This window comes from Labrys sp. E2SS-1L (assembly GCF_057073705.1).
Map to the genome: position 1 here is coordinate 413163 of NZ_CP172713.1, position 18589 is coordinate 431751.

Here is an 18589-nt window from a genome sequence, read left to right on the forward strand (position 1 = left end):
TGGACCCTTGGCGGCGCTGCGCGGTTTGAGCGGCTCCCAGACATAGTCCCAATTAACGATGTTGCCGGTCAGCCCCGGCGTATATCGGCATTTCGGGCGATTGCCGGGCAGACCGGGTGTCGCCGTCGGGCCGACCTCGAGTGTGGCCTTAATTGCCTTGGCAAACAGCCGGGAAGTGGATGCGGGGAACGGCCGGCGTCGAGATGACTACCCGCCAATGAGTACGGTCGGCCACATGCCCACGATCGTGCCGCCATGGGCGGTGAGGTCGCCGATGCGCGCCGCCAACTGGCCATTGACCAGGACGGTGGTCGAGCCCAGCGCGATCACGTCGGGCGGCCCGACGCAGATGCAGAGATCCCCGACCCGCGCTTGCGGCTGGCCGCCGGTGAAGACATTCACCGACGCCATCACGATCGGGCCACCGACATGGGGCACCAGCACATTCACCAGCGGGCAGACATGCATGTCGCCTAGACGTGAAGCCGGTTGTCCCATCAGCCACTTCCTGTTCCGCGTCAGTGAGGAGCGAACGCACGAGCTGGTCGCCTAATCTGTCCGATTGCAGTGGTTTTGTCACGCCACGGCAATGGTGCACGCCGATCATAGGCCGAGGCGACCCATGGCACATCCTTCAAACAAGGGAGTCGGGGCGGGGAACTGTGGCGAGAGGGCTTGGTCCCGCTTTGGCCGGCGCGGCCGGTCTATCCAAGGCGCGCCGGATCGAGCGGCCTGTGACAGCGCGATTGACGCCAAAGGCGGGGATTGGCAAGCTCGCGGGGAGCAGGCAAATAAACGGTTCCGGCAGCACCGGGCGGATGGGTTGCGAGCGCGCCTTGCAGCGTTGATCGCCGTTCCGTCGCGAAGACAACGCCGGACTGGAGGATATCACACCATGACGGATGCACCCTCCGCGCAAGCACCCCAACCCATCGTCCGGGTTGCCGTGGTCGAAGACGACCCGGCGGCCCTCGAACGCATCACCGCGGCGCTGGAAGCGGCGCCGGATATCTCGGTCACGGCCAGCGCGCCGAATACCGCCACCGGCAAAACCCTGATCGACAAGGGCGGGTTCGACGTGTTGCTGTGCGATCTCGGGCTGCCGGATGGTTCCGGCATCGGCCTCATCCGCTATGCGGCCCAGAAATATGCCGACGTCGATATCATGGTCATCACGATTTTCGCCGACCAGGACAAGGTATTGGAGAGCATCAAGGCCGGCGCGCGCGGCTATCTTTTGAAGGATGAGCGTTTCGACAGCTTTGCCGAGAGTATCCGCGAGGTACGGCGCGGTGGTTCGCCGATCAGTCCGGTCATTGCCCGCCAATTGCTCAAGGAGTTCCAGCCGCGCGAGCAGGAAGCGGACAAGAAGGGCCTCGAATTGCTATCGAAGCGCGAGCTCGAAGTGCTCAAGCTCTTGGCGCGCGGTTTCACCTTCGTGGAGATCGGCGACATACTCAAGATCGGCCGCAGCACCGTGGCGACCTATGTCAAGAACATCTACCAGAAGCTCGAAGTGAATTCGCGTGCCGAGGCCGTCTTTGAAGCCTCGAGCATGGGCGTCATCAATATGCCGCGCTAAGAGGCTGTCACAGCCTGCGACAGCTTCCTAGGCGCACCGGAAATCCGACGGAACGGACCGAAGCTCGAAAATATCCGAGCCCTCCTCGCGCGGCGGGGTGAACGCCTGGCGCAGTTCGAGCCTTTGCCTGGGTCGACCCGCTTTTGTCGGACTTTCTCTCCATATGTCGGCTCGATTGCCTACTCCTTTTTAGGCCTCATCTTGGGCTTGGAATCAATCTTGCGTTCTATACTGAGTTAAGAGAAGATACGCCTCCAACAGGCTCAGTCACCGCCGCACGCTTCTCTGATCGTCGTAACATTCACAAGGAGGCGAGCAGGGGGAAGTCTTCGTCACAAGATTACCGGCTCGTGATTGCATCGGGCCGGTGCCGGGTGGATCAAGGCCTCTTGCAGGTGCGCTCCCTGCATGGTGTCACGCCGGAATCACTTGGCCTGTCTAGACTGACATCGGGCCAGTCTCGTTTCCCGAAATTCCCGCAGCACGGCCGGTTTTACCTTGAGAGAGTCGGTATGTGCCATCGATCACAGTATTCGACGGAGGGGGCTCGGTGCCGGCCCCCCAAATAGGGGATTACGGGGAAGGGGGTTTGGCGCAAGATTGGTTTCGCAAGGGGGATGACACCGCCCGCTGGGCCGGCGCTCACCAACCTCAATGAATTCAAGTGCGATGGTTGGACCTCTTCTGCCGGTCTCCTTCGGCGGGCGGGAACTCCCAGCGCAGTGTCGAGGAAAGAGGCAAAGTCATGGCTGACAGCGGACAGAAGTTCATCAAGCGCAACCGCCCGCCGCGCGTCCAGATCCAGTATGAAGACCCCTACAATGCGGAAAAACTCGTCGAGATTCCCTTTGTCATGGCGGTGATGTCGGACCTGTCCGGCAATGCATCCGAGGTCGAGAAGGCGCCGATCGCCGAGCGCAAATATCTCGACATCGACATGGACAATTTCGACGACCGCATGAAGGCCATCAAGCCCGGTACCAGCTTCAAGGTGACCAACCGGCTCGGTGACGCCAAGGGCGACGAGAAGATGTCGGTCAAGCTCAGCTTCGAAAAGATGAGCGACTTCAACCCGGCCCAGGTCGTCCGCAACATACCGGCGCTGGCCAAGCTGTTGAAGGCGCGCGAGCAGCTCGCCAATCTGCAGCGCTACATGGACGGCAAGGTTGCGGCCGAGGATCAGATCAAGGCCCTGTTGAAGGACCCCGAACTCATGCGGCTGCTCAAGGACAATAGCGAGCAGGCCAAGCCTGAAGAGAACTGACGGCGGCTCCCGCCAGTAGATCAAGCCAGAAGATCAAGTCAGGAGTTCAGCCACATGGCCGAAACAGCCGCTACCCCCCAGACCGTTCCCGCGACCGAAACCCGTGACCTGGAGAGCTTTTCCAGCCTGTTGCGCAAGAGCTTCAAGCCGCGCAACGACAGTGCTGCCACCGAGGTCGAGAATGCCGTCAACACCCTGGTCCGCCAGGCGCTCGAAGATACCTCGCTGGTCAAGGAAGACGTCCTCGATACCATCGATTCGATGATCGCCAAGCTCGACGAGCAGTTGTCGATCCAGCTCAACGAAGTCATCCATGCGCCCGAATTCCAGAAATTGGAGAGTGCCTGGCGCGGCCTCAATTATCTCGTCTTCAATTCCGAAACCGACACCACGCTGAAGATCCGCTTCATGAACGTGTCGAAGGAAGAGCTCTTCCGCGAGTTCAAGGTCTATCCCGGCGCTCGCTGGGACCAGAGCCCGATCTTCAAGAAGCTCTACGAAGCCGAGTATGGGCAGCTGGGCGGTGACCCCTATGGCGCCCTGGTCGGCGACTATTACTTCGACCACTCGCCGCCCGACGTGCAGCTGCTGCGCGACATCAGCAAGGTCGCTGCCTCGGCCCATGCGCCCTTCTTTGCGGCGGCCAATCCGGCCTTGTTCGGCATGGACAGCTGGAACGAGCTCACCAATCCGCGTGACATCGGCAAGATCTTCGATACGCCCGATTACGCCGCTTTCCGCTCGCTGCGTGATCAGCCCGATTCACGCTATGTCGGCCTGTGCATGCCGCGCGTCCTGTCGCGCCAGCCTTATGGCGCCAAGTCGGAACCGGTGGAAGAGTTTGCTTTCGAGGAGGACACGGACGGCCATCAGGGCAGGAAATATGCCTGGATGAACGCGGCCTACGCCATGGCAGTCAATGTCAACCGAGCCTTCAAGGAATATGGCTGGACGGTGCGCATCCGTGGCGTCCAGTCGGGCGGCGAAGTCGTCAACCTGCCCACCCATACCTTCCCCACCGACGACGGCGGCATCGACCTCAAATGCCCCACCGAAATCGCCATCAGCGATCGGCGCGAGGCGGAACTGTCGAAGTCGGGCGTGCTGCCGCTGATCCATCGCAAGAACACCGACAAGGCGGCCTTCATCGGTGCCCAGTCGCTGTACAAGCCCCGGAAAATGGATACAGACGACGCGACCGCTTCCGAAAACCTCTCGGCCCGGCTGCCTTACATGTTCGCGGTGTCGCGCTTCGCGCATTATCTCAAATGCATGGTGCGGGACAAGATCGGCGCCACGATGGAGCAGGACCAACTGCAGAAATGGCTGCAGACCTGGATCAATCGTTATGTCGACGGCGATCCCAAGAACTCGACCGAGGCAATCAAGGCCAAGAAACCGCTGGCCGCGGCCAAGGTCGAAGTGTTCCCCGACGAGGAAAACCCCGGCTACTACGCCGCCAGGTTCTATCTGAGGCCACACTACCAGCTGGAAGGAATGGATATCGGCATCAGTCTCGTCTCGAGACTGCCCAATAGCCAGAAGTAACACGACAATCCAAGCGGGTCCGCCTGAACGCTCCGGCGAGCGAACGATCCCGCTTGGCCAATTCAATCCGACGGACGCCTTCGGAAAAAGGCACATCCGCTCACATCACAGGAGAGTAAAATGGCCCAATCAGACGCACTACTTCAGATCAATGGTATCGAGGGTGAAACCCAGCAGGACAGCCTCGACGGTTACATGGAGCTGTTGAGCTGGAGCATCGGCGGCTCGAACTCCTCGACCTTCGGCAGCGGCACCGGCGGCGGCAAGGGCAAGTCGGTCCTGCAGGACCTGCATTGCACCAAGGCGGCGGACAAGGCTTCCGCCAACATCTTCAAATATTGCGCCTTCGGCAATCACATCGACGAGGTCAAGCTCGTCGTGCGCAAGGCGGCGGGCGAAGACAAGCTCACCTATATCACCATCACCCTGACCAACTGCTTCATCACCAGCTATCAGACGAGCGGTGGGTCCGACGGCGGCGCGATGGAGAGCTTCTCGGTCACCTATGAGAAGATCAACCACGAGTACCAGCCGCAGGACAAGTCCGGCGCTGCCGATGGCGGTTCGATCGAATTCACCTACAATGTCGCCACGGGCAAGGATCAGTAAATCCTCGCCTTTCGGATCCGGGCGGCCGCACGAGCGTGGCGGCCGCCCGGCCTCGGCAGGGGCTGATCCGTCGGCCCGCGGGACTTGGAACTACAGTGCAAGCAGAACCTCATGCCGGTTTTCAGTGACGGCTAGGCGATCACCGACGCCGAAAACACGACTGAGGGACCAATTCCTTGTTTCGACGCGTCTTCGAGGTTCGGCTCGAGACGCTCCAGCATGTGGAAGATCCATTGAGCCGTTTCCGTGCCGTCAAGAGCGATCGTTTCGTACCTCCCATCATGCATGCCTTTCGGGAGGCTTTCCGCCTGCGCGATGCCGCCAAGCCTATCGACAATCGCAACGATGCCGGCGAGCGGGTCATTGCCGGGCGGCGCACCTCACCGCGTTCGGCCGTCGGCGAGACCGTGCTGCGTTCGGAATTGGGCGAGGACCTTGCCTCCTTGCTCAACACCGTCGAGCTGGCGGCGATCGAGGATCTCAACGGCTTCGACGCCGTGGCGGCCTCGATCCTCAATTTCGGCGTACCGGATCTGACCGCGATCGTTGCCAGTCCCGAGGCGGCGCGACGGGTCGCCCATCTGCTCAAGCAGAGGCTGGAGCTTTATGACTGCCGGCTGGTACCCGGCACGGTCACCATATCCGGCGAGCCGCTCGACGATAGCGCTTCCGGCCAACTGAGGTTCCACATCAGCGCCGAAATGGTGTCGACGCCCACCGATATCCCGATAGAGTTCGTGGCGGACGTCGAGGTGGAGAGCGGCAAGATCAGAGTCTTCAAATTGTGATGCCATGAACCGTGAATTTCTCGAGCTCTACAATCGTGAACTTGGCATTCTCAAGGAGGAAGCCAGGCAGTTCGCGGCTGAATTTCCCGGTGTTGCCGAGCGCCTGGGTGGGCTTTTGGAGAACAACACCGACCCGATGATTGCGGGGTTGCTCGAAGGCACCGCTTATCTGGCCTCCCGCGTGCAGCTCAAGCTCAAGCATGAATATGCCGAGTTCACCGACAATCTGCTCGACCAGCTCGTGCCCGATTATCTGGCGCCGGTGCCATCGGCAGCGCTGCTGCGGGTGGAGCCGCCCTATGGCGACCCCAATCTCAAGGATGGCATGAAGATCGCCGCCGGCTCCTATGCCGATGCGCGCTTCGTCGAGCGTGAACGCCGGATTGCCTGCAAATATCGCCTCGCCAGCGAGATCACCTTGTGGCCGTTCGAACTCGGCCAGGCCGAATTCCTGAGCGGGCCGGCGACGCTGCAGGCTCTCGGCATCGAGGCTGGCCCCACCAGCCAGGCGGGCCTCAGGCTGTCCCTGTTGCGGCGCTCCGCCGCCGACCGCCTCACCGAGCCGGCCGACAAGCAGGTGGCACAGCGGCCCGATTGCTGGTTTGCCAACTGCCGGACCGATGAGCTTACGTTCCATATCATCGGCCAGGAGGGCGATGCCGTCAGGCTCTACGAGCAGCTCTTCGGCGCCACCACCGGCATCTATGTTCGCTATCTCGACGAGGCCGGCGATCCCGTCATCCTGCCGCTGCCCAGGAGCTGCCTGGCCCAGATCGGCTTTGCGCCCGACGAACCGTTGTTTCCGTCCGACCGGCGGGTGTTCAGGGGCTTCGATCTCCTGCGCGAATATTTCGTACTGCCGGCGAAATTCCTCGGCTTCAAGCTCACCAATCTCAAGCCTGTCCTCTCGGCGATCCGCACCAATCGCTGCGATATCGTCATCGCCTTCAGCCAGGGTGACAGCCGGCTGCAATCCGTGGTGAGGGCCGACAGCTTCGCCCTTTACGCCGCCGCTGGCTCCAACCTCTTCGAGATGCAGCTGGCGCGCGTGCCCGTGAAGGACAACGAGCATGAGTACCATGTCGTCACCGATCGCTCGCGTCATCTCGATTTCGAGGCCCACCGCCTGATCCGGATGCATGCCCACGTCACCGGCAGCGGTGACAAGATGGAGGTCTATCCGCTCTACGCCGCTCCGCCGCTCGGGGTCTCCGCCACCCAGACGATGTTCTATACCGTGCGGCGCTTGCCCCGCCGCCGCTCGCAGGAGGAACGGCGCAATGCTCAGCCGACGCAATATGTCGGCAGCGACATGTTCGTCACGCTCACCAATCACCGCGACAGGCCTGATGGCCTCCACGTCGCCGAACTCAGCCTGCGGGCGCTGTGCTCCAACCGCCACCTCACCGAACATCTGCCGGTTGGGCAGGGAGGGGCCGATTTCATTCTCGAAGACAAGACCACGCTGAGGGTGGACTGCGTGGTCGGACCGACCCTGCCGCGCGATTCCATCGCCACCGATCCGGAGGCACGCGGCCAGCATGGCGCGGGCGGTACCTCGGCCTGGCGGCTGATCAGCATGCTCAGCCTCAATCATCTCGGGCTCTCCGGCTATGGTACGCGGGATTCGGCCGCGTCGTTGCGCGAGATCCTCTCGCTCTTCGCTACGCGCGGCAGCGCGGCCATCGAACGACGCATCCAGGGCGTCATTGCCGTCGACAGCAGGCCGATCACCCGGCGCATCCGTCAACGCACAGGCGCGGGCGTGGTGCGCGGGCTGGAAGTCACGGTGACACTCGACGAAAAGCATTTCGAAGGCAGCGGCATTTTTCTGCTCGGCGCCATCCTCGATCGTTTTCTCACCGAATTCGTCGGCCTGAACAACGTGGTCGAGACCGTGATCCGCTCGACCGAACGCGGCGAGATCATGCGCTGGCCGGCGCAGCTCGGGCGGCGGCAGCAGCTATGAGCACGCCTCCCGACCTTCCGCAGGAGCGTTTTCCGGAAGAGCCGATAGACTTTTCGGTTGAGAAAGTGCGCCACAACAACGAGTTAGAGAAAAAGGGCGGTTCGGATAAATCGCCCTTTGCTCAGGAGCCGGGCAGTCGAGACTTCCTCGACCTTCTGCGCCGCCTCGAGCACCTGGCAGGTGCCAAGCCGCGCATCGGCGAGAGTGCGTCCTCGGCCGAAGCGGTAGCGAAGCTAGGCCAGCAGCCCCACATCGATTTTTCCGACGACAACGTCAGCCACGTTGCCCCATCCGAGGGAGGTCCTGCCGCGGTCGAGAGTCGCTTCCTCGGCATGCTGGGGCCGCAGGGCGCCCTGCCGCTGCACACCAGCTATGAAGCGACCCATTGGGCCAATATGCGCGACGTGGCTTTCGCGCGTTTCCTCGACATCTTCAACAACCGCTTCCAGCAATTGTTCTTCCGGGCCTGGGCCAATGCCCGGCCGGCCGTACAGGCGGACCGGCCAGAGGAAAACCAGTTCCTCACCTATCTCGGCGCCATGATCGGCATCGGCACGCCGGCCATGCGCGGGCGCGGCCAACTGCATGATTTCTCAAAGCTGGCACTGGCCGGCCTGATGGCGCCGGCGATCAAGAGCGCCTCGCGCATCGAGGGCATGCTCGGCTGGCTGTTCGATGCCAAGGTCGAGGTGCAGGAATTCGTTGGGGTGTGGTTGCCGCTCGAGGCGCGCGAGCAGGCCGTGCTGGCAGCAGGCAGCTGTGCGCTCGGCGTCGACAGTATCATCGGCCGCTCGGCCTACAGCCTCAAGGACAAGTTCCGCATCAGGCTGGAAGTCGCCAATCTCGACGAGTTGGAGACCTTCCTGCCCGATGGCCTTCATTTCGAGCCCCTCGCCGACATCATCCGCTTCTATCTCGGTGAAACCTTCATCTACGACGTCGAATTCGGCCTGGCGGAAAGCAAGACCAAACCCGCCCAGCTTGGCGGCTTCGGCCGCCTGGGATGGACCTGCTGGATGGGCAGGAAGGGGGCTGCCGATCCTGCATCCGATCGCATGCGCTGGGACTGCCATTTCCATCCCGCCGAGATCCGCGCTGAGCGGCGTCGCAAACCGAAAAAAGGGTCGTAGCCATGGCCGATGTCAGCCTCGAAGTCCTCACCGGCAAGCTCAATCCGCTCGGCTATGACAGCTTCATGCAGGCCTTTCGCCTGGCGCAGGGAGCGGGCAACCGCAATCTGGAACTGGCACATTGGCTGCAGGCGGTGCTGCAGGCCGACCGCAGCGACCTTGCCTTGACGGTTACTCATTTCAAACTCGATGCCGGCCGGCTCTCGGCCGACCTCAATGCCGTCACCGCCGGCTTTGCCATGAACAAGACCGAGCTGCCGGGCTTTTCCGACGACATTTTCGACGCGCTCAGCCAGGGCTGGAACTATGCCACCCTGATGTTCGGCGAAACCCAGGTGCGCACCGGGCATGTGCTCACCGCCATCCTGAAGGAGCCACGCCTGGCGCGCACGCTCAACGGCCTGTCCAAGCAGTTCCGTCTGATCGACGTGGAGCAACTCACCAACGAACATCGCAAGATCTGGCAGCAATCTGCCGAAGAAAACATGCGTCCGATGGACGGCTCGGGACCGGTCGCCAAGGGAGCGGGCGGGGAGGCAGGGCCTGCCGCCAAGGGTACCAGCGCTCTCGACCGCTACGCCGTCGACCTGACCGAGCGCGCCGCCAGCGGTACGATGGATCCCATCGTCGGCCGCGACGAGGAGATCCGCCAGGTCATCGACGTCCTGATGCGCCGGCGGCAGAACAATCCCATCCTCACCGGCGAGGCCGGCGTCGGCAAGACCGCGGTGGTCGAAGGCTTTGCCCAGCGCATCGCGGCCGGCGACGTGCCGCCGCCGCTCAAGGGCAACAAGCTCTACGCGCTCGACATCGGCCTGATGCAGGCCGGCGCCTCGATGAAGGGCGAGTTCGAGCAGCGCCTGCGCTCGGTGATCGACCAGGTCCAGGCTTCGGCGATACCGATCATCCTGTTCATCGATGAGGCGCATACCTTGATCGGCGCTGGCGGTGCGGCTGGCACGGGGGACGCCGCCAACCTGCTCAAGCCCGCTTTGGCCCGGGGCACGCTGAGGACGATCGCCGCGACGACCTGGTCGGAATACCGCCAGCACATCGAGAAGGATCCGGCGCTGACCCGCCGCTTCCAGCCGATCAATGTCGGCGAGCCCGGCATCGAGCAGTGCTGCAACATGATGCGCGGCCTGCTGGCGCCGATGGAAAAGCATCACAACGTCCATATCTCGGAAGCCGCGGTGGTCGCCGCCGTCAAGCTGTCGAGCCGTTACATCCCTTCGCGCCAGCTGCCGGACAAGGCTGTCAGCCTGCTCGACACGGCGGCCGCGCGCGTGGCGGTCTCACAGAATGCGACGCCGGCGGCGGTCGAGGATGTGCGCGTCGCCATCGAGGCAGGCGAGCGCGAGTTGAAGGCCCTGGAGCGTGAACGCGATGTCGGCAATGCCGACGAGAAACGCATCGGCGAGGTGACGGAGACCATCACTGCCGCCAGGGAGAAGCTGGCGTCGCTGGAGAAGGCCTGGGGCGAGGAGAAGGCTGTTGTCGCCGAGCTGATGGCGGCCCGCCGTGCTATCGCCGAAGGCGGGGAGGGCGCCGATGCGGCTCGCGGCAAGCTCACCGGCATCATGGCCGACCTTGCCGCCATCGATCCCGAAAAACGTATGGTCTATCCCTATGTCGACGAGCAGCCCGTGGCCTCGGTGGTCTCGGACTGGACCGGCATTCCCGTCGGCCGCATGGTCAAGGACGAGGTCGAGACCATCCTCAATCTCGGCGACATTCTGGCCAGGCGCGTGGTCGGCCAGGATCATGGCCTGAAGATGATCGCCCGGCGCATCCAGACCAACCGCGCCAAGCTCGACAATCCCGACAAGCCCATCGGCGTCTTCATGCTTGCCGGCCCGTCCGGAGTCGGCAAGACCGAGACGGCGCTGGCGCTGGCCGAGGCGCTCTATGGCGGTGAGCAGAACATGATCACCATCAACATGTCGGAGTTCCAGGAGGCGCATACGGTCTCGACCCTGAAGGGGGCACCGCCCGGCTATGTCGGCTATGGCGAAGGCGGCCGGCTCACCGAGGCCGTGCGCCGCCGGCCCTATAGCGTGGTGCTGCTCGACGAGGTGGAGAAGGCCCACCCCGACGTGCACGAAATCTTCTTCCAGGTCTTCGACAAGGGGGTGATGGAGGATGGTTCGGGCCGGCGCATCGATTTCAGGAATACGCTGATCATCCTCACCACCAATGCCGGCACCGACATGATCATGGATGCCGCGGCGAACGGCGCGCAAAAGCCCGATCCGGAGGCGCTGGCGGTCGAGCTCAAGCCGCATCTCCTGCAGGTCTTCCCGCCGGCGCTGTTGGGGCGCATCGTCACCATTCCCTATTACCCGCTGTCCGGTGACATGCTGGGCGCCATCGTGCGCCTGCAGCTTGATCGCATTGGCAAGCGCATCCGCGACAATCACGGCGCCAGGTTCAGCTATGACGATGCCGTGGTCGAGAAGATCGTTTCCCAGTGCAACGATCCGGATTCGGGGGGGCGCATGGTCGACAACATCGTCACCAACACGCTGCTGCCGGCGCTGTCCCAGCAGATTCTCGGTAAGGCCATCGCGGGGCAGCAGATCGAGGAAGCCAGGGTGGGGGTGGAGAACGGGGAGTTCTCTTATGCAGTGTGTTAAGCGGCGGATCTCTGCCGCCTAGGAATCCTCAGCCAAGCCAGCGATGCATCAGGCCGGTCGGGTACAGGCACCTCTCGAAAAGTCCAGGAGAAGGCGATGGCATTACAGTCGAAGAGCTTCGGTGGCGACAGCAGGCTCGAGGCCGCGGCGGTTTCCGATCCGGCCCACATCCTGCGCGGAGCGTCCGGTGAGCACGTGTCCAAGGTCCAGCGTGCGCTCATGCAGTTGTTCGATGAGGCAAATATCGAACGTGCCGAACTGAGCGATGCCAAATATGGCGAGACCACCGAGAAGACGGTGAAGGCCTACAAATCGCGCAAGGGCAAGGAAGTCATCAACCACACCTATCAACAAAGCCCGGATTCCATCGTTGGCAAGATGACGATGGCAAAGATCGACGGCGAACTCGTTGAAAAGGAAAAGGACGATCCGGACTATTTCTTCTTCAAGGACGACCAGAAGGCGTTGGTCAAGGACGATATTGCCCGAGCCAAGGTCATGGTAGCCAACGTGGTCGCGAGGCTTCGTCTGGTTGGCGGGATAGGCAAGGACGGTGGCTTGGTTATCATGCCGCGCAACTACCTTTACTATGAGACGAAATTAAAGATACTCAACGTCTTCCATATCAACTCTTTCCGGGAAGACGATTTGCCCGCGCCAGCGGATGTCGTGCAACGACTGACACGGGAATTCTCGGGCTTCAAGGGGCTGCCGGAGCAGGCCGGCGATATCTCCGATCAGCTCAGTTTCTCCGTTCTGTTGGAGAATTACGCCAACCTGCAGGCAAGCCTGGACCGCCCGTTCAGACGCGAATTCTACACGATGGGAACCTTTCGCGGTTCGCCCCTGAGCTTCTTTGCCGCCTTTGTCGATGCGCGCAATCCAAAGGACGAGACCGTCCGCTTCACACGCCACTATTTCGATGAGCAGATCATGCCAACGCAGGATGATAGGGCCGTGACCGTGGCTCACGAGCGCTGCCATACGATCTTTCGCGCAAACGGGCATCCAGGTACGGGGGACAATCCCTTCTGCGTGACGCCCCATCTGGGCGATCCAAACGTGACCTCCTCGGAGGAAGCCCTGATGAACCCCTATTGCTACGAATGGTTCATCGTCGCGATGCAACCCGCTTATCTGCCCAGGCAGAATCGAAACAACGGCTGTGGCACCTGATGGCCGCCTGGTACCGCCACAGTTCGACATGATGGCGATATGGCCTGGAATTCGTAAGGCGTCCTGCGCGACGCCGACCACGCCGCCGCCATCCCTTATTCGCAGGATGTGCTGTTGGTGCCGTGGAGAGTAAGATCAGAAGTAGATAGATCTATTCAGGTACGCATAGTTGCACTGGAAGTATTTTTTCAGTCCATCGAAGGCAGAGGGGGCGATGTGACACCAAAAGAATATCTGGATCGATACACCTATCTGAAGTTCTACAGCCCGCTCAACAATGAGCTGATCTCGGCTGGTATCAGCATGTACGGTTCGGGCTGGGACTTCCGAAACGGCAAGGCCGGCACCGGCCAGGTGATGCAGCGCGAGCATGCCGCCTTCACGGCGGCGCTCCGGATGGCCCACCATGGCAATGTCAACAAGCCGTGCGGGACCAAGTTCTTCTTCGACCAGCAGCCGCTCGGCCTGATCCAGCCGACCGAGGACTTCTACGCCACCACCTTCATCCAGGCCTTTGTCGGTAAGGGCAGCCCCGACGAGATCATCGACACGCTCCGCCTCGCTTATGCGATCGGCCGTATCGGCACTGGCAAGGATGTTGCGGGACAGCCCTGCGCCCGGGCGACGGCCCAGGCCTATGCGACGGATTTCATCACGCTCGACTGCAATGGGCTGGTCGGCAACTATTATGGCGGCAGCCCCTCGGCCTCCATCGATGCCTATGCCTCGACCGCCCGGCGCCGGACCAGGATCGAGGATATCCAGCAGGGCGATGTGGTCGTCACCCATTGTGCTGCCTCACCCTATGAGCATATCGCCCTGATCGACTCCTGCACCGTCAGTGGTTCGACAGCGAACATCCAGCTGGTCGAATGGGGCTGGTATGGCGGCGAGGAAGTCCACTATTCGAAGGAGGCGAAGGCCTATTCCATCGTCCAGGGGCCGGAAAAGGCCTATGGCATCGGCTGGGCAGCCAGAAGCAACGTCAAGCCGGTTGATTCCTTCAGATACATCTTCAAGCGCCCGAATGATGAAGAGCCGCACGGATGGTCCTGATCTGCCATGTCGAAGACCTGGATAGTGCTTGGAATTGTTCGGAAACATCGTCAAGCAGACAGCGAGAAGGAAGGCCATCATGGCTTTGACATCCGTTCGTTTCAAGAATGAACCCTCTTTGCAGCGCATCGAGGCCGGCAACGACGTTCTGCTGCGCGGCATGTCCGGCCGTCATGTCCATCTCCTGCAGATGGCCTTGATCGATCTCGGCTTCGCCATGCCAGTCTCGACCCAGAGCCAGGATTACAGCCCCGACGGCGTCTACGGCATCGAAACGGAATCGGTGGTGAAGGCGTTCCAGCGGCGCAACCCGCCTCTTGCCGACGATGGCAAGCTCGGGCAGGCGACGATACGCGAGATCGACAAGCAGATCGGCGGATTCAAGCATCGCGTGCGGGTGCATTTCCGGTCGCTGGCCCTGAGCGACGTGCCGTTCGAGCGCATCCTGTCGAGCGCCCAGGCCGTCTATGCCCAATATGGCATCGAGATCTTCTTCGCCTCCGGCGAGTCGCTCGGCCTGACGCAGGACGAAGAGAACCGCTTCAACGTGGTGGGCCAGAACTGCACCTGGCAGATGGATTCGGGCGAGTTCGCAGCGCTCCACGCGCTCGGAACGCCCGTCCCCAACAATGATGTGAAGCTGTTCTTCGTCAACAGGTTCCAGGAGAACAACGTACTGGGCTGCGGCGGCCATGCTACGGGCAAGCCGGCCTGCGCCGTCACGCATGATTGCTCGCGCTGGGATCCGGCGCATGAGATCGGGCACGTGATGCTGACGAGTTCCTTCGCACCGGTGCATTCGGGCAGTACGCGCAACCTGATGTTCGCAACTTCGAGCAACGGGCCGACGCCGTTGGCGCTGACGGAAAAACAGCTGAAGCAAATCCGCAGCTCGCCGGTCTGCCGCGCGGTTTGATGGATCTGGAGCGGGTTTACGACGAGGCTATGCAGGATCGAACCCGCCATCATCGTCAGGGGCGATGGTTTCCGGAGCTTGCCGGATTTCGGGAAGACGTCGACGGGTGTTGCAGCAGGCGGGTCAGGCGTTCCTCCGCAATCACCAGCCGTCTTACCTGGTCGCGCATCACCACGAGCGCGACCGAGGGCAACTCGGCGAGGAGATTGAGAAAGATGTCCTTTGCAATCTTCAAGGCCGCGACCTCGGTGGTTGCCACCACGGTAGCCGAGCGGGGCGCGCCGCTGATCAGGCCCATTTCGCCGACGATGGAATGTCGTCCCGTGGTCGAAAGAAGGAGTCTCTCGCCTGCAAGTTCGATGAAGGCGTCGACGGTGCCGGAGAGAATGATATAGGCTGCATCGGCGAGGTCTCCCTGGCGGAACAGGATCTGGTCCTGTTCGAAGGAGATGCGCTCGCAGGTAAAGGCGATCAATTTCAGCCGCGGCGTGTCGAGAGCTGCGAACATCGGTACGTCGCGCAGGGCCTGGATCTCGGCGAGCTCCTCGATCGGCGCTTCCGGCGCTGTCTCCTGGACGGCCAAGGGCGCAGAAGGTTTCGACACGGATTCAATGCGGTTGCCGCGGGTCGTGACCACGACATCGAACGGGTCGCGCGGGGGGGCATCGCGCATGGCGACGATAAGCGTGCGGCCCTCCATGCGCCGACGCACCATCTCCAGGATGGTGGCGCGCTGACCCTCCGGGAACATCAGGTCGAGCTGATCGAGGATGAGAATTCTGGGGCGCTTGACGAGGCAGCGAGCCAGGGCAAGGGCACATCGATGGGCCGCAAGTAGCAGGCGCCCGCCGGGGCCGGCCTCCTGGTTGAGACCGAGCTGGTAGATGATCCGATCAAGGCCGCAATCATGCACGACCTTGTGCAATGTCACCATGACCCGTTCCTCGGCATGCGCCATGGCATGATCGATACGCCCGAACAGGAGATTGTCGCGCAGCGGCGCGGCGGGGCAGAGCCGATCGGGAGCATGGAATTCGAGCATCCCGGCGAACCGGGCCGGATCGAGGGCCATGATCCGTCCGCGGGTTCGCACGATCTCTTCGGCGAGGGGGGCAGTGAGCAGCCCAAGCCGATGGCGGGTCTCGATATAGTGGAGCGCCAGAAGGAGCAGGGAGCGGCGTTCCGGATAAGCGAGTGTGCCCGCGCCGCGTGTGCCGGCGCGAGAAGCAATCTCGGCAAAGCGCGGCAGCTCACTCGACGAGATGAAGGAGAAGCGCTCGAACACGGCGTGATCGCTGGAGATCTGCGAGAAGATTTCCACCATGGTCGCGGCGACTTTCAGCCCCAGGGCAACGAGGCTGTCGTCGAGCCCTCCTTCTGCGAGCAGCGCGGCAATTTCCGGGTCCTCGATCAGTATCTCGATGGCACCTTCGGCAACCGGAACGCCGAAGAACAGATTCTCGCCGATGGTGGCATAGCGATTGAAGCGGGTCGGATCGAAAGGCTCGATCAGGTCTGCCAGATGGGTTTCCTCGAGTTCCCGGACGAGGCGTCGGCGGCAGTCGATGAGGCGTTGGGCGAGATCGCGATCGGGTTCGGCGTCGAATTTCCGCGAGAGCCCGAAGCCATAGATGGCATCCGCCAGGCCGATTTCGCGCAGCAGGGCGATGATCATGTCGTCGAGCTCGCCGGCATCGGCTGCGCCAGCTCTGCGCAGATCGATGGAAGGGGCTGCAGCTTCCCCCTCGCTGTGGGGGCCAGGCCCATGGCCGGGTTGACGGTCGCCTTGATCGGCTGGAAGCGGCAGGTCTTGCCCGATGGGCGCCCCGCGCAAGCCGTAGACGATGTTCTCGCGGATGGAGCGCCCGAAAATCACGAAATCAGGGCCGAGATAGCCGAGATTTTGCCCGATCCAGCCCGGGGAAAAGGCAGCGAGATCCTGTCCGGCAAGGCGCACATTACCGTCGAATTCCGTCAGGCGGCGTGCGAGAAGCTGGGCCAGGGTGACGAAGCCTTCGCCTCGGGATCCCGTCAGCAGGACATGCGCACCTAGGGGCAGGACCAGGTTGGCATTGTCGAGCAGGACGTCGCCGCTCGGCGCCCGCACTCTCAGCGCCTCGATCGCGATGGCGCCGCCGGCGGCCAGGTCCGGTGTCTCACCAGCGAGTTCGGGCAGTTCGGCCAGGGAGAACTGTTCCAGGATCTGCTCATATTTGACCTCGACATCCTGGCGCTGCTGGTCCCAGTCGATCAGTTCCTTGATGGGCGGCGGCAGGTCGCGATAGGCGGCGATCACCGCCACGAGCTGGCCGATGTCGAGCGAACCGCGCAGGGCGAAATACCCTCCCAGCGCGTAGAACAGGAAAGGCGTTACCTGCGCCAGCACGGAGTTGATGAATTTCACCATGAACTTCCGGCCGTAGAGCCGATAGCGGATCCAGAACAGTTCATCGAGCAGGCCGGTAACCTTCTGCCGTTCATAGGCGGCCGTGCCGTGATTGCTGACCTCGCCTATGCCGTCGACGATCTCGCCGATATGGCCGGCAAGCGAGCGCGAGCGCGCCTGGCGCTGGCGCCCGAGCCTGAGCTGCTCGCGCCGCAGACGCGGGATGACCGCACCCTGCACCAGTACCATCGCCGCGGCCAGTAGGCCGAGAAGAGGGCTTTGCAGCAGGATGAAGCCAAGCGCGGTAAGCGCCTGGCTGCCGAGGAAGGCGGGCTGGATATAGGCATCGCCGACGAAGCCGCCGATGGGCTCGACCTCGTCGCGGATGATGGTGGCGACTTCGGCCGATCGGACATTGCGGACCGCCTCCGGCCGGAAACGCAGCAGCAGGTTGAAGAGATCCAGGCGCAGGCGGCGCAGCAGGTCCTCGCCGAGCTTGCCCTTCTGCATATTGATGACATAGCGAAAGGCGCCGTTGATCAGCACCAGCAGCATGAACACCGAGCTCAGCACCATCAGATAGGCGATGCGGGAGAACGTCATGCCGGGATAGTGCAGGCTGCCGCCTCCCAGGAAGGCCGGCAAGGCCAGGTTGAAGGCGAAAAGCGGAGCCTCGGTGATGCCATGCTGGAAAGCGCGTCCCTGGATGGCGTCGTTGACGATGCTGCGTGGCAGGTCGAGCGATAGAAAATAGAAAGGCAGGGACGCGAGTACGACAAGGAGAATGACGACCTGTTGCCGGCGGCTGTTCTGCCAGATGTAGGAAAACAGGGGTGGCAACCCTTTGCCGGCCGCTGCCGGCTCGGCAAGTTTCCGGGCCGGCCCGCCGGGCGATGTGGTCGCCATGAATGCTCGCTTCACCGGGAACCTCGTACCGACAGTCCACGCAACTCGATCGACGCCTTTTCAACCGTCGTCCGAAGTCGAAAGTCCAAGTAAACGAATGATTATATTGAATTTATCTTATGGATTGAGGCATTTCAAATTTATAGCGAGCCCGTCGACAATTGTATCTACCTCTTCCGAACAAAGGAGGATCCCATGCCCTGAACTTGCCGCGCAGTCCCGTCCGCTCCCCAGTTCGAACTCCCCATGGCATGTCCGGATATCCGCCGGACGGGCTGGCGCCCGGCGACCGCAGGCCCTGACAAAGACGAAGCCTGCTGTGCAGGTATGGGCTGCCCAAGATCGGGAAAAGTGAGTAAAATCCTGACTTTGGAGCAGGAAGATAGGTTGTCTTCCGCTGACGACGTCCGATCCATCGGATCCGAGGCCGGGCTTGTGGCCGAAGGCAGGGTAGGACGCTCGTTTCACCCGCGGCGGATCGTTCCATGGCGTGTAGGGGTTGCGGTCTGGAACTGGCATCGGATTTCGCGTTCTGTCCGCATTGCGGGCGATCGCAGTCAACACCCTGTGCGAATTGCGGTTTTGTCTGCGAGCCGGGTTTCGCCTTCTGCCCGCGCTGCGGA

The 18589-nt window shown here is 62.2% G+C and carries 13 protein-coding genes and 1 pseudogene; 12 read left to right on the forward strand and 2 right to left on the reverse strand.

The window, feature by feature from the left end; genetic code table 11:
• Nucleotides 1–207 precede the first annotated feature (207 nt).
• A complete protein-coding gene (locus tag ACIGJE_RS27660; RefSeq protein ID WP_311943561.1) occupies nucleotides 208–498 on the reverse strand; it encodes a PAAR domain-containing protein in 291 nt (96 codons plus the stop codon).
• 397 nt (nucleotides 499–895) lie between these two features.
• Between ACIGJE_RS27660 and ACIGJE_RS27665 the strand changes: the two genes are divergently transcribed.
• The 11 genes from ACIGJE_RS27665 (at nucleotide 896) to ACIGJE_RS27715 (ending at nucleotide 14674) form a co-directional block, all read left to right on the forward strand.
• Entirely contained in the window at nucleotides 896–1582 is a 687-nt protein-coding gene (locus ACIGJE_RS27665) for a response regulator (RefSeq protein WP_311943558.1), read from the forward strand.
• A 745-nt stretch (nucleotides 1583–2327) separates the two neighbouring features.
• Nucleotides 2328–2846: a type VI secretion system contractile sheath small subunit gene (gene tssB, locus ACIGJE_RS27670; RefSeq protein WP_311943556.1), complete on the forward strand. Its 519-nt coding sequence runs from the start codon at nucleotides 2328–2330 to the stop codon at nucleotides 2844–2846.
• Nucleotides 2847–2900: 54 nt separating this feature from the next.
• Nucleotides 2901–4394: a type VI secretion system contractile sheath large subunit gene (gene tssC, locus ACIGJE_RS27675; protein ID WP_311943554.1), complete on the forward strand. Its 1494-nt coding sequence runs from the start codon at nucleotides 2901–2903 to the stop codon at nucleotides 4392–4394.
• A gap of 120 nt (nucleotides 4395–4514) precedes the next feature.
• Nucleotides 4515–5003 (forward strand): Hcp family type VI secretion system effector, encoded by a 489-nt coding sequence (locus tag ACIGJE_RS27680; RefSeq protein ID WP_311943552.1) that lies wholly within the window; start codon nucleotides 4515–4517, stop codon nucleotides 5001–5003.
• A gap of 233 nt (nucleotides 5004–5236) precedes the next feature.
• Entirely contained in the window at nucleotides 5237–5791 is a 555-nt protein-coding gene (locus ACIGJE_RS27685) for a type VI secretion system baseplate subunit TssE (RefSeq protein ID WP_322432232.1), read from the forward strand.
• A 4-nt stretch (nucleotides 5792–5795) separates the two neighbouring features.
• Nucleotides 5796–7760, forward strand: coding sequence for a type VI secretion system baseplate subunit TssF (gene tssF / locus ACIGJE_RS27690; RefSeq protein WP_415084467.1), 1965 nt, complete (start codon nucleotides 5796–5798; stop codon nucleotides 7758–7760).
• On the forward strand, nucleotides 7757–8890 hold the full coding sequence (gene tssG, locus ACIGJE_RS27695; RefSeq protein ID WP_415084469.1) for a type VI secretion system baseplate subunit TssG: 1134 nt from the start codon (nucleotides 7757–7759) through the stop codon (nucleotides 8888–8890). Before tssF ends, tssG begins: the two co-directional genes overlap by 4 nt.
• Before the next feature lie 2 nt (nucleotides 8891–8892).
• Nucleotides 8893–11526, forward strand: coding sequence for a type VI secretion system ATPase TssH (gene tssH / locus ACIGJE_RS27700; protein ID WP_311943544.1), 2634 nt, complete (start codon nucleotides 8893–8895; stop codon nucleotides 11524–11526).
• A gap of 96 nt (nucleotides 11527–11622) precedes the next feature.
• A complete protein-coding gene (locus tag ACIGJE_RS27705) occupies nucleotides 11623–12702 on the forward strand; it encodes a peptidoglycan-binding domain-containing protein (protein ID WP_311943541.1) in 1080 nt (359 codons plus the stop codon).
• Between the two features lie 216 nt (nucleotides 12703–12918).
• Nucleotides 12919–13758 (forward strand): hypothetical protein, encoded by an 840-nt coding sequence (locus ACIGJE_RS27710; protein WP_068284329.1) that lies wholly within the window; start codon nucleotides 12919–12921, stop codon nucleotides 13756–13758.
• A gap of 79 nt (nucleotides 13759–13837) precedes the next feature.
• Complete coding sequence (locus ACIGJE_RS27715) at nucleotides 13838–14674, forward strand: peptidoglycan-binding domain-containing protein (RefSeq protein WP_311943537.1); 837 nt, start codon at nucleotides 13838–13840, stop codon at nucleotides 14672–14674.
• Between the two features lie 55 nt (nucleotides 14675–14729).
• Here ACIGJE_RS27715 and ACIGJE_RS27720 read toward each other — a convergent pair whose 3' ends face one another.
• Nucleotides 14730–17966: a cyclic nucleotide-binding domain-containing protein gene (locus ACIGJE_RS27720; protein ID WP_483680974.1), complete on the reverse strand. Its 3237-nt coding sequence runs from the start codon at nucleotides 17964–17966 to the stop codon at nucleotides 14730–14732.
• Nucleotides 17967–18451: 485 nt separating this feature from the next.
• Between ACIGJE_RS27720 and ACIGJE_RS27725 the strand changes: the two are divergent.
• Nucleotides 18452–18577 (forward strand): annotated as a pseudogene (locus ACIGJE_RS27725) (double zinc ribbon domain-containing protein); the annotation flags it as partial.
• Between the last annotated feature and the right edge of the window lie 12 nt (nucleotides 18578–18589).

What these genes read in the sequence shown, in the direction of transcription:
- ACIGJE_RS27660 (WP_311943561.1), bottom strand. Translation starts at nt 498, where the DNA reads ATGGGACAACCGGCTTCACGTCTAGGCGACATGCATGTCTGCCCGCTG.
- ACIGJE_RS27665 (WP_311943558.1), top strand. Translation starts at nt 896, where the DNA reads ATGACGGATGCACCCTCCGCGCAAGCACCCCAACCCATCGTCCGGGTT.
- tssB (WP_311943556.1), top strand. Translation starts at nt 2,328, where the DNA reads ATGGCTGACAGCGGACAGAAGTTCATCAAGCGCAACCGCCCGCCGCGC.
- tssC (WP_311943554.1), top strand. Translation starts at nt 2,901, where the DNA reads ATGGCCGAAACAGCCGCTACCCCCCAGACCGTTCCCGCGACCGAAACC.
- ACIGJE_RS27680 (WP_311943552.1), top strand. Translation starts at nt 4,515, where the DNA reads ATGGCCCAATCAGACGCACTACTTCAGATCAATGGTATCGAGGGTGAA.
- tssF (WP_415084467.1), top strand. Translation starts at nt 5,796, where the DNA reads ATGAACCGTGAATTTCTCGAGCTCTACAATCGTGAACTTGGCATTCTC.
- tssG (WP_415084469.1), top strand. Translation starts at nt 7,757, where the DNA reads ATGAGCACGCCTCCCGACCTTCCGCAGGAGCGTTTTCCGGAAGAGCCG.
- tssH (WP_311943544.1), top strand. Translation starts at nt 8,893, where the DNA reads ATGGCCGATGTCAGCCTCGAAGTCCTCACCGGCAAGCTCAATCCGCTC.
- ACIGJE_RS27705 (WP_311943541.1), top strand. Translation starts at nt 11,623, where the DNA reads ATGGCATTACAGTCGAAGAGCTTCGGTGGCGACAGCAGGCTCGAGGCC.
- ACIGJE_RS27715 (WP_311943537.1), top strand. Translation starts at nt 13,838, where the DNA reads ATGGCTTTGACATCCGTTCGTTTCAAGAATGAACCCTCTTTGCAGCGC.
- ACIGJE_RS27720 (WP_483680974.1), bottom strand. Translation starts at nt 17,966, where the DNA reads ATGGCGACCACATCGCCCGGCGGGCCGGCCCGGAAACTTGCCGAGCCG.